This is a genomic window from Ensifer sesbaniae (assembly GCF_013283665.1).
Lineage (GTDB): Bacteria > Pseudomonadota > Alphaproteobacteria > Rhizobiales > Rhizobiaceae > Ensifer > Ensifer sesbaniae.
The window spans coordinates 40191-53243 of the sequence record NZ_JABEKU010000005.1; the positions used below are offsets into that span (position 1 = coordinate 40191).

The 13053-nt window shown below is 58.0% G+C and carries 11 protein-coding genes; 5 read left to right on the forward strand and 6 right to left on the reverse strand.

The genetic code is table 11. From position 1 onward, the window contains the following. Positions 1 to 181: 181 nt before the first annotated feature. From BHMPCIPO_RS32425 to BHMPCIPO_RS32450, 6 genes are all read right to left on the reverse strand, one after another. Complete coding sequence (locus BHMPCIPO_RS32425; protein ID WP_173520876.1) at positions 182 to 1237, reverse strand: LLM class flavin-dependent oxidoreductase; 1056 nt, start codon at positions 1235 to 1237, stop codon at positions 182 to 184. Positions 1238 to 1415: 178 nt separating this feature from the next. After that, positions 1416 to 3047, reverse strand: coding sequence for an SDR family oxidoreductase (locus BHMPCIPO_RS32430; protein ID WP_173520877.1), 1632 nt, complete (start codon positions 3045 to 3047; stop codon positions 1416 to 1418). After that, positions 3047 to 3622 carry a nuclear transport factor 2 family protein gene (locus BHMPCIPO_RS32435; protein WP_173520878.1) on the reverse strand — a complete coding sequence of 192 codons (576 nt, stop codon included), beginning with the start codon at positions 3620 to 3622 and terminating at the stop codon, positions 3047 to 3049. Before BHMPCIPO_RS32435 ends, BHMPCIPO_RS32430 begins: the two co-directional genes overlap by 1 nt. 393 nt (positions 3623 to 4015) lie before the next feature. Continuing rightward, entirely contained in the window at positions 4016 to 5233 is a 1218-nt protein-coding gene (locus BHMPCIPO_RS32440; protein ID WP_173520879.1) for a cytochrome P450, read from the reverse strand. 244 nt (positions 5234 to 5477) lie between these two features. After that, complete coding sequence (locus BHMPCIPO_RS32445; protein ID WP_210266770.1) at positions 5478 to 6806, reverse strand: dicarboxylate/amino acid:cation symporter; 1329 nt, start codon at positions 6804 to 6806, stop codon at positions 5478 to 5480. Positions 6807 to 6914: 108 nt separating this feature from the next. Beyond that, positions 6915 to 7589 (reverse strand): nitrogen fixation protein NifQ, encoded by a 675-nt coding sequence (locus BHMPCIPO_RS32450; protein WP_173520881.1) that lies wholly within the window; start codon positions 7587 to 7589, stop codon positions 6915 to 6917. Positions 7590 to 8145: 556 nt separating this feature from the next. Here BHMPCIPO_RS32450 and BHMPCIPO_RS32455 point away from each other — a divergent pair. The 5 genes from BHMPCIPO_RS32455 (at position 8146) to BHMPCIPO_RS32475 (ending at position 13042) form a co-directional block, all read left to right on the forward strand. Beyond that, positions 8146 to 8685, forward strand: a complete 540-nt coding sequence (locus BHMPCIPO_RS32455) for a peroxiredoxin (protein ID WP_173520882.1) — start codon at positions 8146 to 8148, stop codon at positions 8683 to 8685. Positions 8686 to 9915: 1230 nt separating this feature from the next. Further along, positions 9916 to 10236, forward strand: coding sequence for an iron-sulfur cluster assembly accessory protein (locus BHMPCIPO_RS32460; RefSeq protein WP_173520883.1), 321 nt, complete (start codon positions 9916 to 9918; stop codon positions 10234 to 10236). A 113-nt stretch (positions 10237 to 10349) separates the two neighbouring features. After that, entirely contained in the window at positions 10350 to 11552 is a 1203-nt protein-coding gene (nifS, locus tag BHMPCIPO_RS32465; RefSeq protein ID WP_173520884.1) for a cysteine desulfurase NifS, read from the forward strand. Positions 11553 to 11652: 100 nt separating this feature from the next. Next, positions 11653 to 12030 carry a nitrogenase stabilizing/protective protein NifW gene (gene nifW / locus BHMPCIPO_RS32470; protein WP_173520885.1) on the forward strand — a complete coding sequence of 126 codons (378 nt, stop codon included), beginning with the start codon at positions 11653 to 11655 and terminating at the stop codon, positions 12028 to 12030. 160 nt (positions 12031 to 12190) lie between these two features. After that, positions 12191 to 13042, forward strand: a complete 852-nt coding sequence (locus BHMPCIPO_RS32475) for an electron transfer flavoprotein subunit beta/FixA family protein (protein WP_173520886.1) — start codon at positions 12191 to 12193, stop codon at positions 13040 to 13042. The last annotated feature ends 11 nt before the right edge of the window (positions 13043 to 13053 follow it).

Here is a 13053-nt window from a genome sequence, read left to right on the forward strand (position 1 = left end):
GGAGCTCAAATCGGTACTGTCGTATGAATGTGTATGCGTCCCATGACGATCCACGAGCCGGTGCCTCAGGAAGAGCTCAGCTCCAATGTGTACCCGACATCTGGAGGTCCGGCTTGCACTTGCCGGGCAGTGCGACAGCGCGTGAGGAAGGTGAGCTGATGTCAAAGTCAGGCAGATAACTTCAAGTGTCCGGCTGCCCGAGAGATTTCTGGACTGCTGGGATGATCCTGTCTCCCCAGAGCTCTATCTGGCGCAGCATCGTTCTTTGGTTCAAATCCCCCAACTGCGTCTGAACTGCAATCTGGTCCGGCTTCAAGACTTCGATCTCCTCCAGAAGGCGGTCAATCACGCGATTTATGTTCCCGATGGGCAGGTTCTTGCGCATAGTATCGAACGACAGGTCCTGATGCGTCGGCACCTCCTCCAACATGTAGCCGTCCTTGCTCTGTTGCCGACGCTGATGCAGGGCCTCGGACAGCCGGCGCTGAAAGCGGGCGTTATCGAGATAGCGGTTGATTTCCGCTCCGTCATTGCTGGCATAGCAGCACCGCAAAAGCGACAGCTTGGCGTCACGGACCTTCTTGCCCTCGGATACAGCGGCGGTCTGGATGATGTCTCGCAGCAGGCCCAGAGTTTCCAAGCCCTCATGGAGGGCGGTAACGAAAAGGTTGTGTCCCTCACGATAGGCTCGGCGCATTGTTTTGGAGGACCCGGTGGCAATCCAGATCGGCGGGGTCGGCTTTTGAAGGGTGCGCACCGAAATCGCCGTCGCAGGTATCTGCGTGTAGTGACCATTGTGGGAAAAGATCTTTTGCTTGAGACCCTTGAGCAAGATGTCGAGGTATTCCGAAAAGACGGCCGGCGCCTCATCTAAATTGACGCCGAAGCGGTCGAATTCAAACTGCTGGTATCCCGAACCAACGCCGAGCTCGAGTCGGCCGTTCGCAACGATATCGACAAGGCCGATTTCCGCCAACAGGCGCTGCGGTTGATAGAGTGGCAGCACGCAGACCGCGGTGCCGAGGCGTATGGTGCTCGTCAATCCGGCACAGTGGGCGACCATCAGCAAGGGCGACGGGACGAGGCTGTAGTTGTTGAAGTGGTGCTCGGCGAACCAAGCTGTGCGGAAGCCAGCCTGCTCCGAAAGAACGGCCTGCTCTATTGAGTTGCGGATGACGCTATCGGAAGATTGATGATAGCCTCGCTGGGTAGCCAGAATGAACGTTGCGAACTCCATGGTGTCTCCTTGTTTGCGGAAGGGATCACACAGCTCGTGATGACCGGGCGGTCAGTACGGGCATGTAGGCGTGCCTGGAACGACCTCGATTCATGAGCACGCTCCCATGATCGATGAAGCGACTCTGTCGAAGGGGTCTCATTGTGGTTAAGAGCTCCACAGCCAATATGGGAAATTCTCAGCTCCCCGCGTCTCCGGACGAGCTCCAGCCTCCGTCCACGTGCAGGATCGAGCCATTGATGTAGGAGGCATCAGACGATGCGAGAAAGTAGACGGCTTCGGCGACTTCCTCCGGTTCCCCAAACCTGCCCAAAGGGATCTCCTGTCGGAGCGATCTCGGGCCTGTGCCGGTAGCCGTTTCGCACTGGATGTCGCCAGACGCGCGGATGTGACCTGGAGCGACTGTGGCTATGCGGATCCCAAGTGGCCCGAATTCGGCCGCCATGCACCGGGTAAGCATATCCAGGCCGGCGTTGTACGCGGCGTAAGCATGCTTCATCGAGAGAGGTAAGAGCCTGCAACTTGATGCGAGATTCAGGATTACACTACCAGGTCGCATCGATATCACGGCCTCGCGCACGCAGGTGAAGGCGCCAGTAAGATTTATACCCAGAGTGTTTTTGAGCCCTGCTGTGGCCTGCTCAATATCGGGGACGAATGTGCCATTCACGCCAAGGCCGTTGACGAAGACGTCGATGTGACCGAAGCGCTTCCGCAATTCTTCGAAGAGCGCGACGACATCGCTCTCGACTGTCCTGTCCACGCGCTTAGACAGGTGCTTGCCGCCGAGCAAGTCAGCGACCTTTACGGCTGCACCACCGTCTCCGTCAGCGATCACAACCGTATCGCCGCTCGCGGCAAAGCGGCGAGCGATAGCCGCGCCTATGCCTTTAGCACCGTCCATGACGACCACCGTTCTCGCATCGGTGCCCTCGACCGGGCGTAAGAGTTCTGCTCCGGGCGTCCTACCCTGAGTCGGGTGGGCTTCACCTGGCTCGTTGAATGACATCCAGCCACCATCGACTACAAGCGTCGATCCGGTGATGTAACCTGCCTGTTCACTGGCCAGGAAGTGCACGGCTCGCGCGATCTCGTCGGGACGAGCCAGTCGGCCCATCGGCACGCGGCGCCTTATTGCCCTGACGTCCAACTTGCCAGCTGTTTCTAATTCCGCGACCATTGGCGTACGCACGTAACCGGGGGCTACCGCTGTCACGCGGATGCCGCGCGAACCCCATGCGCACGCCAGCGTTTTCGTGATTGAGATCAGCGCAGCTTTCGAAGCGGCGTAGCCATTGCGCTTCGGGTTGCCGAGGAGGCCAGCAAGCGAGGCGACGTTGACGATGGCTGCGCCAGGTTTCATCAGCTTGGCGATTTCGCACGCCACCGAGTACGGCCCGATGAGGTTTACTGCTAGAGCGCGTTGAAAATCTTGGATGGGAGTATCGACGGTCGCAGCCATCGTCGGCCCTATCCCCGCATTATTGACGAGCACTCCAATCTGCGAGAATCGTTTTTCCAGAAGGGTACAGAATGCGAGGACATCGTCCTGTCGCGACACGTCGAACTCAAGGCCGAGATGGGGGTGGCCGAGATCACGGCCCAGTTCGATCACACCGCTGTCTGGAAGGTCCACCGCGACTACAATGTCTCCACTCGTGGCAAAAATATCGACCAGCGCACGGCCGATACCCCCTACCGCACCTGTCACGATGATGACCCGCCCTGGCTGAATCGGCCAATCGTCCAGGCGTGTCTTCACCGGGCAGGCGGTGGCGGAGGGAAAAGGAGGGTAGCGAAGTCGCGTCATTATTCTTCTTCTCCACCGCCAACCCGGTTCTTTGGATGAGTTTTCAGAGGAGCGCGCCGCTTCAAAAGTTCGTAGACGGGATCATTCGGGTGCGGTGCCCCAATCGGCTGGCGAGGGCCGAACCGCTCAGCTTCAGTGGACGTCGGGGGCCTCTGCTCTTCGACCCAATCATAGACTACGGTGCGTTCGAAGATGCGCCACTCCCCTTCCCTTTTCTGAAACAAATCACAGTAGCGTCCGCACAGGAGCATCTGCCTCATCTCGCCTGCCTCGTCGGGTCCGCGCTGCAGCGCGGTGAAATAACCTTCGACCGCGGCCTCTGCCGGGCCCAGGAACTCGACCATTATGTTTGCAAGCTGGTGGATGTTGCGCGGCTGGGTTTTGAAGACACTAAGCGCAAGCTGAATGAACCCCCCGGCAGAGCCGGAGTAACTTCCGTGATTGTCAGTTGCATCCGGCCAATAACAGCTGCGCAAAGCGGCCTCGTCTGCCCGGTCGATCCCTCGACAGTAACGATGGAGACAGTCGCGGATTGCTTCCCGGTCGAAGAGTTGGGTTATGGTTGGTTGATGCATCGGCTCAATAGAGGTCCCTGAAAATTCTATGAAGCGTGTCCGCAGGACCACGCGTTATCGGCGAAGATACGCGGTTTCCGGCGCGAAGCTCGCCGCTGCCCCGCCTGGACCGGACAACGGAGTTTTCGAGATTTCCCCAAAAGGGCCGGCCTTTCTGCGGTCTTCATCACCTCGTTTTTCCCTTTCGCTTACGACGGTCTAAGCTTCCACCTTGACGCGTCACGAGAACTCAACCGAGTGTGCGGTAATGGTTCGTGAAACCGCGGCCACTTGGACCTGAGATCTCGAGTACTCGAGGCCCGTGGTAGTGTGCTCACTAGCAACTAGGCGCCACCGCTCAATGGAGCACGTTCAAAGTTCATGCCAATCTGGCTGACCACCCCAAGATCCTGATCAGGTCCAAGTCAGAATAAGATCCTTGATCCCGAATACATGACCGCCATGGGTAATCGGCGCCGCACCTTCTTTGATGCGGAAAGTCGGGATGCGCGCCAACCATTCGCGTAGGCCAACGACGATTTCTCGCCGTGCGAGGTGCGCTCCGAGGCAAAGGTGTGGACCATAGCCAAAAGCGATGTGGTGGTTCCCCCGTCGTGCCAGATCGATAGTCTCAGGGCACTCGAATTCCGATGGATCACGATTGGCAATCATAGTGGCGCAGGAAACATAATCACCCTTGCGGATCGGTACGCCTTCGAACACGATATCCTTCGCGGCCACGCGGATCATCTGAACGGTTGAATAGGCGCGCAGCAATTCTTCGACGGCGAGCATGACCCGATCCGGTTCGTTCCGCAACAACTCCTTGTCCTTTGGATTGCGTGCGAGATAGGCCATGTCAAAGCCTATGGCAGCCGCGACCGTGTCGAGTCCCGCGACCAAGAAAAGCACACCGATGCCACGGACTTCCTCTTCTGTTAAGGAGCGGCCATCAATCTCCGCCTGCACGACAAAAGTCATGAAATCGAAAGCTGGTGTCCTGCGGCGCCTGGCTGCAAGTTCGTCAATGAAGCCCACGATAGACCGGGCTGCTGCCGTTCGCTTGTCTGCGTTACCGTGGAGTAAATCGCTTACCCAGCCAACAAATACTTCGGATCGCCTCTGCGAAAGCCCCAGAAAGCTAAGGAAGACGCTGACCGTGAAGGGCAAGGCAAAATCCCTCATGACGTCACAGCTGGTTCTCTCTCTCGCTATGCGGTCGATCAGCGCGCGCGCTCTCTCGCGGATAGTCGGCTCGAGTGCAATCACCCGCTCGGATGAGAACAGAGGATCTAGCAGTGCACGAAACACACCATGGGTCGGTGGATCCAGTTCGAGCGGGATGACCGGCCAATGTTCGCCGAGTGCGGAGGCGAAGATGCTGCGATGGCTGGAAAAGGTCCTTGTATCCTGCAGCACCCGGCGCTGGTCTCTCGCGCGTGTTATGACCCAGGTACCTCGCCCATCACGCGTGTTGGACCGAGAGTAAAAGATCGGTGGGCCGTCATGAACACAGGCCACGGCAGCGTGCGGATCGCCGTTAGGCGTCGGAGCCATGCCAGGTGAACTGAAAAGACTGAAGTCCCGCACCAGTTCGCGCGGTACATGATCTGGAATGGTGTTGGTCTTCACGCGCTTTGTCCCTTCTGTCAATCACTCATCAACTGCGTGGGCCGTCGAGGATCTGAGCGGAACCGATCGGGAGAATTCCGTCAGAAATCGCTCTTTGCCCCTTCGGCGACGATCAAGAATGCGGGAGTGTTGGGGTAAATACCTGCTGCCCATACAGGCAGCCCGTGGTCGCGCTGCAAGAAAGTGGGCGCGATCTGCGAAATAGGTCGCGCAAAAAAGCACTTATCGTCCGGCTTCAAGGGCATTACTCCGCTGGCTTGACAACCGCCGGCATGGTATGGACCGGCGCCTTGCCTGCAAGGGCGGCTGCAAGATGCGCCCCGGCAAGCTCGCCTTCCCATTTCGCCACTACCACGGTCGCGACCGCATTGCCGATCAAGTTGGTTAGCGCCCGGCATTCCGACATGAAGCGGTCGATGCCGAGGATCAGGGCCATGCCGGCGATCGGTACGGATGGAACGACGGAGAGCGTTGCGGCGAGCGTGATGAAGCCGGCGCCGGTGATGCCGGCGGCCCCCTTCGAGCTCAGCATCGCGACGAGCAGGAGCAGGACCTGGTCGGCGATGGAGAGTGGCGTGTCCGTTGCCTGGGCGATGAAGAGCGCCGCAAGCGTCATGTAGATGTTGGTGCCGTCGAGATTGAAGGAATAGCCGGTCGGAATGACGAGGCCGACGACCGAGCGCTTGCAGCCCGCCTTCTCCATCTTGTTCATGAGGCCCGGGAGTGCGGCTTCGGAGGACGAGGTGCCGAGCACCAGCAGCAACTCCTCCTTGATGTAGCGGATGAGCGAGAGAATTGAGAAGCCGTTGTAGCGCGCGACGGCGCCAAGGACGACGAAGACGAACAGGAACGACGTCAGATAGAAGGTGCCGATCAGCATGGCGAGGTTGGCGATCGAGGCGATGCCATACTCGCCGATGGTGAAGGCCATGGCGCCAAAGGCGCCGATCGGCGCGGCTTTCATGAGGATGGCGACGAGCCGAAATATCGGCAGCGTCAGCGCCTGCAGGAAGTCGACGACGGGATCGGCCTTGTTGCCGACCATGCCGAGCGAAATGCCGAAGAGGACCGAGATGAAGAGCACCTGCAGGATGTCGCCCTCGGCGAAAGCACTGACCAACGTCGTCGGAATGATGCTCATCAGGAAGCCGGTGACCGACTGCTCGTGCGCCTTCTCGGCATAGGTGGTGACCGCTTTCATATCGAGCGAGGCCGGATCGATATGCATGCCGGCGCCCGGCTGCACTACATTCGCGATCACGAGGCCGATGACGAGCGCGAGAGTGGAGAAGGTTAGAAAGTAGAGCATTGTCTTGCCGGCGACACGGCCGACCTTGGCGAGATCGGTCATGCCGGCAATACCGGTCGCGACCGTCAAGAAGATGACTGGCGCGATGATCATCTTGACGAGCTTGATGAAGGCGTCGCCGAGCGGTTTGAGCTCAGTGCCGATATCCGGATAGAAATGCCCGAGCAGGATGCCCGCGGCGATCGCTGCCAGCACCTGGACATAGAGATGGCGATAAAGGGGTGTCTTGCCGCGGACCTCCGCGTAATGTTCTGCGATCGACATGATAGCCTCCACGGGTGCATGCATGTGTCGTAAACCGGGCACGCTGAATCGGCGAAGCGCAGCGGCCACAGCCGGCGTCGGCGGTGCCTACCTCAATGTTGGCTCCCACTAGGGCTCCACGCGAACACTTTCCTTTTCCTCAGGGGCAAAGCAGCTCTCCATTTCCTTGCATTCTTGGCAAGCGGCTGCCGTGCACAGCGAAAATCCCTCAGCCTCGCAGAGCTTGCGGTAAAAGTACCTCTTCCACCTCATGTTGTCGGTATTGCCGGCTGCAAGCGTTGGGAAATGGGTTGAGAGCAATCGGCTGAGTTCGACCCGATCGAAAAGGCCGAGCTCCCTCCACAGATGGTTGTGGCGTAAAGCACGGCGGGCTATGATCTTGGCGAAACGTACGCTCGCTGAATCGCCCGGTCGAGCATGCGCGAGCAGCAGACCGCGCAGAAGCTCCTCCTCCACGCCGGGCTCCGCATCGCTGACATCTTCCAGGCAGAAAGCGTGAAGCGTTGGTGCGGGAAAACTGCGGTTCAGGATGTCTCGAAGCTCGACTTGCGAAAGGCCCGTTGCCTCTGTCGCAGTTGCCTCGCCGGCATCGATCTCCTCAAGCGCACGCGAAAGGACACAAGCGAGCACGTACTGATCGAAATCCATTTTAAGATCTACGGACGGCCAGGCTCCGGTGCCCAGAACTTCGGACAATTGTCGCCAACCGGGCCGATCGGAGATTCCGGCTCCAAGGACTGTTCTCCCTTTCGACAAAGCGCGGACTTGAGCTAGATTTGACACGTTGCTTCCTTCCCTCTTCGTTCCACCACACCGAGCGCCCGCGGGTGCTTGCCGCAAGGCAATTCTGGCCGCGTCGTGTCGGGGACGTTTCAAGTCTCGTGCCAATCGAATCTGCCGAGCCGAAGAGGTAACTTTGTGATTGCTATTCAAGGACCAAACGAAAGTCTGGCAGGAGCTCGGGGGGATGCGGCCGTGTCAGGAGGACGACAAGGACGACATGAGATGTCGGTTCTCTGCCAAGAGTAGCGGCCGGATACTCAACAGGAAACGCCGAACCGTGACGCGGCAAATCGGCCTCGCAGGCGATAGTACGCGCCAGCAGCTGCCGGCCAATCACGCCGACGGGTGAGCCTCGAAAGGCGCCTGCTGGAGTTTGTGGCCAAAGCCAATACGCGCACACCAACATGGCCATGCGCGCCACAAAGCAGTGCTGCTGCAGTTTGGATGTCAAGTGGCACGGCGCTTGCTGTTTGCTCGTCGGTAGCCAAGCTGCCAATCACGGCGAATGCGCCGGCTCTTTTCCGAAGGATGCTGATGCCATAAAAGGAGAATGCTGATGCCAATGAAAAAAAGAATTCCCTTCGTTGCCTTTCATACGCGCGTTCGCGACGAGACCGTGAACGGGCCAAATCCCTACCGGTGGGAAGTCAGAACAACTGAGGATTACTTCAGCGGCAAGCGCGTCGTTCTGTTTTCGCTTCCCGGTGCGTTCACCCCGACTTGCTCAACTCGGCAATTGCCCGATTTCGAGAAGCTATATGACGAGTTCCGGGATGCGGGGATCGAGTCGGTCTACTGCCTATCAGTCAATGATGCCTTTGCCATGAACGCGTGGGGTAAGGCCTTGGGCGTAGAAAAGGTCAATCTCATTCCGGATGGTTCCGGCGAATTCACTCGCAAAATGGGCATGCTGGTCGCAAAGGATAATCTTGGCTTCGGGATGCGCTCTTGGCGTTACGCTGCCGTGGTCAACGATGGCGTGGTGGAGAAATGGTTCGAAGAGGAAGGTCTCTCGGACAACTGCGAGTCCGATCCCTATGAGGTCTCCTCTCCGCAGAACATTCTTGAAACCTTGAGGACCGCTCCCGTCTCTTGAGCGGTCCCCAACAGGATTTTGATGCTTCTGTGTGACCTTTCTAGCTTGATGTCGTGGAGGCCGAGCGCTGACGTTGGGCCCCGCAGCTGCCGCCGGCACTAAACCATCGCACTCTCTCATGAACCCCGCGGCTGAGCAGTACCAAAGACGGAGTTCAGCACGGTCAGCGCGTTTCGTCCGACGCGCTGCCGGCTAAGCCTCTAAGATGGGTCGCCCGTCTGCGTCGCGGCACCCAATCTGATGGCAGGTGGCACAGCTGATGTTATGGTTTTTGAAAGTCGCGGTTCGAAATACAGCATCTTGCCAGGCTCGAGCTTCTCCGGTGTCGCCGGATTGTAGTCTAGAGCTGTCGGGTCCTTGTGGCGCTGAATAGCGATCTCGCCTCATCCAGCAGATTGTCTTGCCCCATCGTTGCAGAGGCAAGAAGACACGATCCGAACGCGGCCGCTCCAAAGGCCCACCGCCACGCCGAGCGGAGCTGGTTGACGAGACCTTTTTTTCACAAGGAAATTGCACCCGCTACTTTAATCGACTGGTTCGGCGAACCTGAGCGATAAACATGCCAACGGGAGCAACATTCTCCCGTTGAATTGTCTGGGTAATCCGCCCGCGAGCATCTCGCATGCTTTATCCATCGCTTAACGAAAGCGTTTCGCATGCACAGGAAAAGGCAGCACCACAGCGTGCCAGCGCCCGCTTTATGCCGTTGGGCTCATCAGCCATCATGTGAATGACAACGATTTCGCTTGCTAAAAGAAGACCGCGGAGCAACTGCCTACGGTGTGCGATTGCGTGCTTTGACTTGCTGCCGGACAGAACACATCGACGTGACCCGGCGGATCCGACCTGGGCGGTTGGGCTGACCGCATCATTTGTCGGCCCAAAGGTCGACTGTCGCTCGATATCTAGTCCGAGACCTCAACGACACTCCCATGAACTGGCCCAGGAGATAAGTTCGAGAAACGCCGGAGTCGCTCCACTGGGGCAGGAGCAAGCCCGAGCCGACTGCTACCGTGTCGCCTATAAAGAGAGAATAACCTCCTTTGCCCAGCCCCGGCAAGACCTCACAAGAACTCGGAGTGATCAACTCGGCAATGTCGGAACTTCGACGGTGTCATACATGCGACACCTCTGTGTTTGGATGGGGTGTTGTTTTCGAACGGTTTTTCTGTTGGCACGCCAGGTGCATCGCTTTTCGCAAGCGCAACTCGGAACCAGGGGAAACGGTCCATGATAACGCTCACCGACAGTGCCATTGCCGCAGTAAAATTTGCGCTTTCAAAGGCTCCCGAGCCGGCGACTGGATTACGCATCAAAGTGCAAGCGGGCGGCTGCTCTGGTTTCAAATACCACCTGGGTTTGGAAAGCGAGTCACGCAACGGCGATGCTGTCATTGAGGCGGGAGGGGTTAGAGTATTCGTAGACTCAGACTCTCAACCTCACGTCGGCGGCATAACAGTCGATTTCACAACGGATGTGAATTCACCCGGATTCATCTTCGACAATCCCAACGCAAGCGAGAACTGCGCCTGCGGGAAGTCCTTTAGCTGACCGGGCAGAACGAGAATACGAGATCATCATGAAAAAGGATCAAGAATGCTGCATCAGTGCTGGTGTTCCAGCGTGCTCCTGGCGTCATTTAAGTAGGCGGAGGGCCATCCTGGATGTCGATCTATCTCGATAACAACGCAACGACACGCGTCGATTCCGAAGTTCTCCAGGCAATGCTGCCGTTCTTTGCGGACCAGTTTGGCAACCCCTCATCGATGCACAACATTGGCGCCGCTGCCGGCGCAGCGATGAAGACGGCGCGCCAGCAATTGCAAGCGCTGATCGGTGCCAAGTTCGACCATGAGATCATCTTTACGTCGGGCGGGACCGAAAGCAACAATACGGCGGTTCTTTCAGCGCTGGACGTGATGCACGAGCGATCAGAGATCGTCACTTCAGCGGTTGAGCACCCGGCGGTGCTAACGCTCTGTGGTTACCTTGAAAAAACAAGAGGAATCAAGGTGCGCCGGATCCCGGTCGATCAACATGGCCGGCTCGACCTCGACGCCTATCGGGCCGCCCTCACCCATCGCGTGGCAATCGTCTCAATTATGTGGGCGAACAACGAGACCGGGACGATCTTCCCCGTGGCCAGGCTTTCTGAGATGGCCAAGAAAGTCGGCGCAATTTTCCACACTGATGCAGTGCAGGCGATCGGTAAGCTTCCGGTGGACCTGAAATCGACCGCAATCGACATGCTGTCGCTCTCCGGCCACAAGTTCCATGGGCCGAAAGGCGTCGGCGCACTCTACATAAAGAGCGGCGTGCCCTTTCATGCACTTTTCATGGGTGGGCACCAGCAGCGCAACCGACGCGCGGGCACAGAGAACACGCCCGGGATTGTAGGTTTGGGCAAGGCAGCCGAACTTGCCTTGTGGCGCATGGACGAGGAAATCACATGGGTGAAATCGCTTCGCGATCGTTTGGAGAAAGGACTTCTCGAACGCATTCCCAAGACCTTCGTCACCGGCGATCCACTCGCGCGGTTACCTAACACGACAAATGTGGTCTTCGAGGGCATCGGCAGTGAAGCCGTTCAGTTTCTGCTCAATCGCCACGGCATCGCCTGCGCGTTTGGCTCCGCCTGCAGCTCTGGCTCCTCGCGGCAGAGCCATGTTCTCAAGGCGATGAACCTTCCCGACGCTGCGGCACTCGGCGCAGTTCGCTTCTCCTTTTCACACTTCAGCCGCGAGGAGGATGTCGATCAGGTACTCGAGGTGATACCTGGAATTGTGAAGAAACTTCGCGGTTCGTTTCCATTCTCTGCGGTAGGTGAAAGGCGGAGGATAGACAACTCCGCGGCCGCAGCAGGCTAATCATTTCACGGGAACGGTTTGAAAGGTCCGCTGGCGGGTCGGCTTCAGCGTCTAGCAGCAACTGGGACCAGCCAACTAATCCCACCTATAGGAGAATGCAATGACTTGTGATGGCGAGGCCGTTTCGAGTGACGCAATATTCGCGCGGCTAAAGAGCTTGTCGACTGCCGAGGAATTCTTTAAGGCCCTTGACGTTTCGTATGAGCCGAAGGTGCTCGACGTCTCACGGCTCCACATCATGAAACGCATGGGACAGTACCTGGCTGAGGAGAACTTTTCCGACCACCGCGCCCGTGCGCGCGACGCGCTGGAACGCGCCTACGCGGATTTTGCGACTTCTTCGCCACTTTCACATCGGGTGTTCAGGGTGCTTGAGCAACGCGACCCGACTAAAACTGCGGCGCCAGGGCAACCGTTTGTACCGTTGGAAACCGTGCTGAAGTCTTTGCGACAAGTGAGGTTGATTTACGACATATGACGTCCCAAATCCGACAAGTCTGTCAGAAATCCGATCGTACAGAAACGAACAATGCTTAAATTCCAGTCGGTTACTGACAGGTCATGTGGTTGGCACGATTGGTGCTTTGAAGACAGGCGAAACCTTCAGGCCCAAATGCGATCGGAGCTAAAGAGACCTCATGCACATTGTAGTCTGTATCAAGCAGGTCCCGGACTCAGCGCAGATACGCGTCCATCCGGTGACGAACACGATTATGCGCCAAGGCGTGCCGACCATCATCAACCCTTACGACCTGTTTGCTCTCGAAGAGGCCCTCAAAGTGCGCGACCATCACGGCGGCGAGGTCACGGTGCTCACCATGGGTCCGCCCATGGCAGAGGAAGCACTGCGCAAGGCACTCACTTATGGCGCAGACCGGGCGATACTCCTGACTGACCGTCACTTTGCCGGCTCTGACACGTTGGCGACTTCCTTCGCACTTTCTCAGGCAATATCGCAGATTGGCAACAGCTTTGACACGCCCGACATCGTCTTCACAGGCAAGCAGACAATCGACGGCGACACCGCCCAGGTCGGCCCCGGAATAGCAAAGCGCCTGAACCTCGTGCAGTTGACCTATGTTGCGAAGATTACCTCAATAGATCTCAGCGCGCGCGCGATTACGGTCGAGCGCCGCTCGGAAGGCGGCACGCACGTTCTAAAAAGCGAATTGCCTTGCCTCATCACCATGCTAGAGGGCACCACTGTCATTCGCCGCGGCTCACTTGATGACGCCTTGCGCGCAGCGCGCAGCGAGATCGTCAAGTGGAACGCGGCGGAAGCCGGCATTGAAGACATCACCAAATGCGGGCTGCGCGGTTCACCGACGGTCGTCAAGCGCGTCTTCGCTCCTACCCCGCGAGAACAAAAAGCGGTGCAAATCGACACTACTGAAAAGAGAGTGCACGACATAGCTAACGAGCTGGTCGCGTCCATTTTCACTCACCAGCCGGCACTGCAACACGAGCTCTCCTCTGCTGGTAGCGCGTGACGAGATAGGAG

Bases quoted from the DNA above. Each gene is read 5' to 3' on its own strand.
- nifS (WP_173520884.1), top strand. From the start codon at position 10,350: ATGTCGATCTATCTCGATAACAACGCAACGACACGCGTCGATTCCGAA.
- nifW (WP_173520885.1), top strand. From the start codon at position 11,653: ATGACTTGTGATGGCGAGGCCGTTTCGAGTGACGCAATATTCGCGCGG.
- BHMPCIPO_RS32435 (WP_173520878.1), bottom strand. From the start codon at position 3,622: ATGCATCAACCAACCATAACCCAACTCTTCGACCGGGAAGCAATCCGC.
- BHMPCIPO_RS32460 (WP_173520883.1), top strand. From the start codon at position 9,916: ATGATAACGCTCACCGACAGTGCCATTGCCGCAGTAAAATTTGCGCTT.
- BHMPCIPO_RS32430 (WP_173520877.1), bottom strand. From the start codon at position 3,047: ATGACGCGACTTCGCTACCCTCCTTTTCCCTCCGCCACCGCCTGCCCG.
- BHMPCIPO_RS32425 (WP_173520876.1), bottom strand. From the start codon at position 1,237: ATGGAGTTCGCAACGTTCATTCTGGCTACCCAGCGAGGCTATCATCAA.
- BHMPCIPO_RS32475 (WP_173520886.1), top strand. From the start codon at position 12,191: ATGCACATTGTAGTCTGTATCAAGCAGGTCCCGGACTCAGCGCAGATA.
- BHMPCIPO_RS32455 (WP_173520882.1), top strand. From the start codon at position 8,146: ATGCCAATGAAAAAAAGAATTCCCTTCGTTGCCTTTCATACGCGCGTT.
- BHMPCIPO_RS32445 (WP_210266770.1), bottom strand. From the start codon at position 6,806: ATGTCGATCGCAGAACATTACGCGGAGGTCCGCGGCAAGACACCCCTT.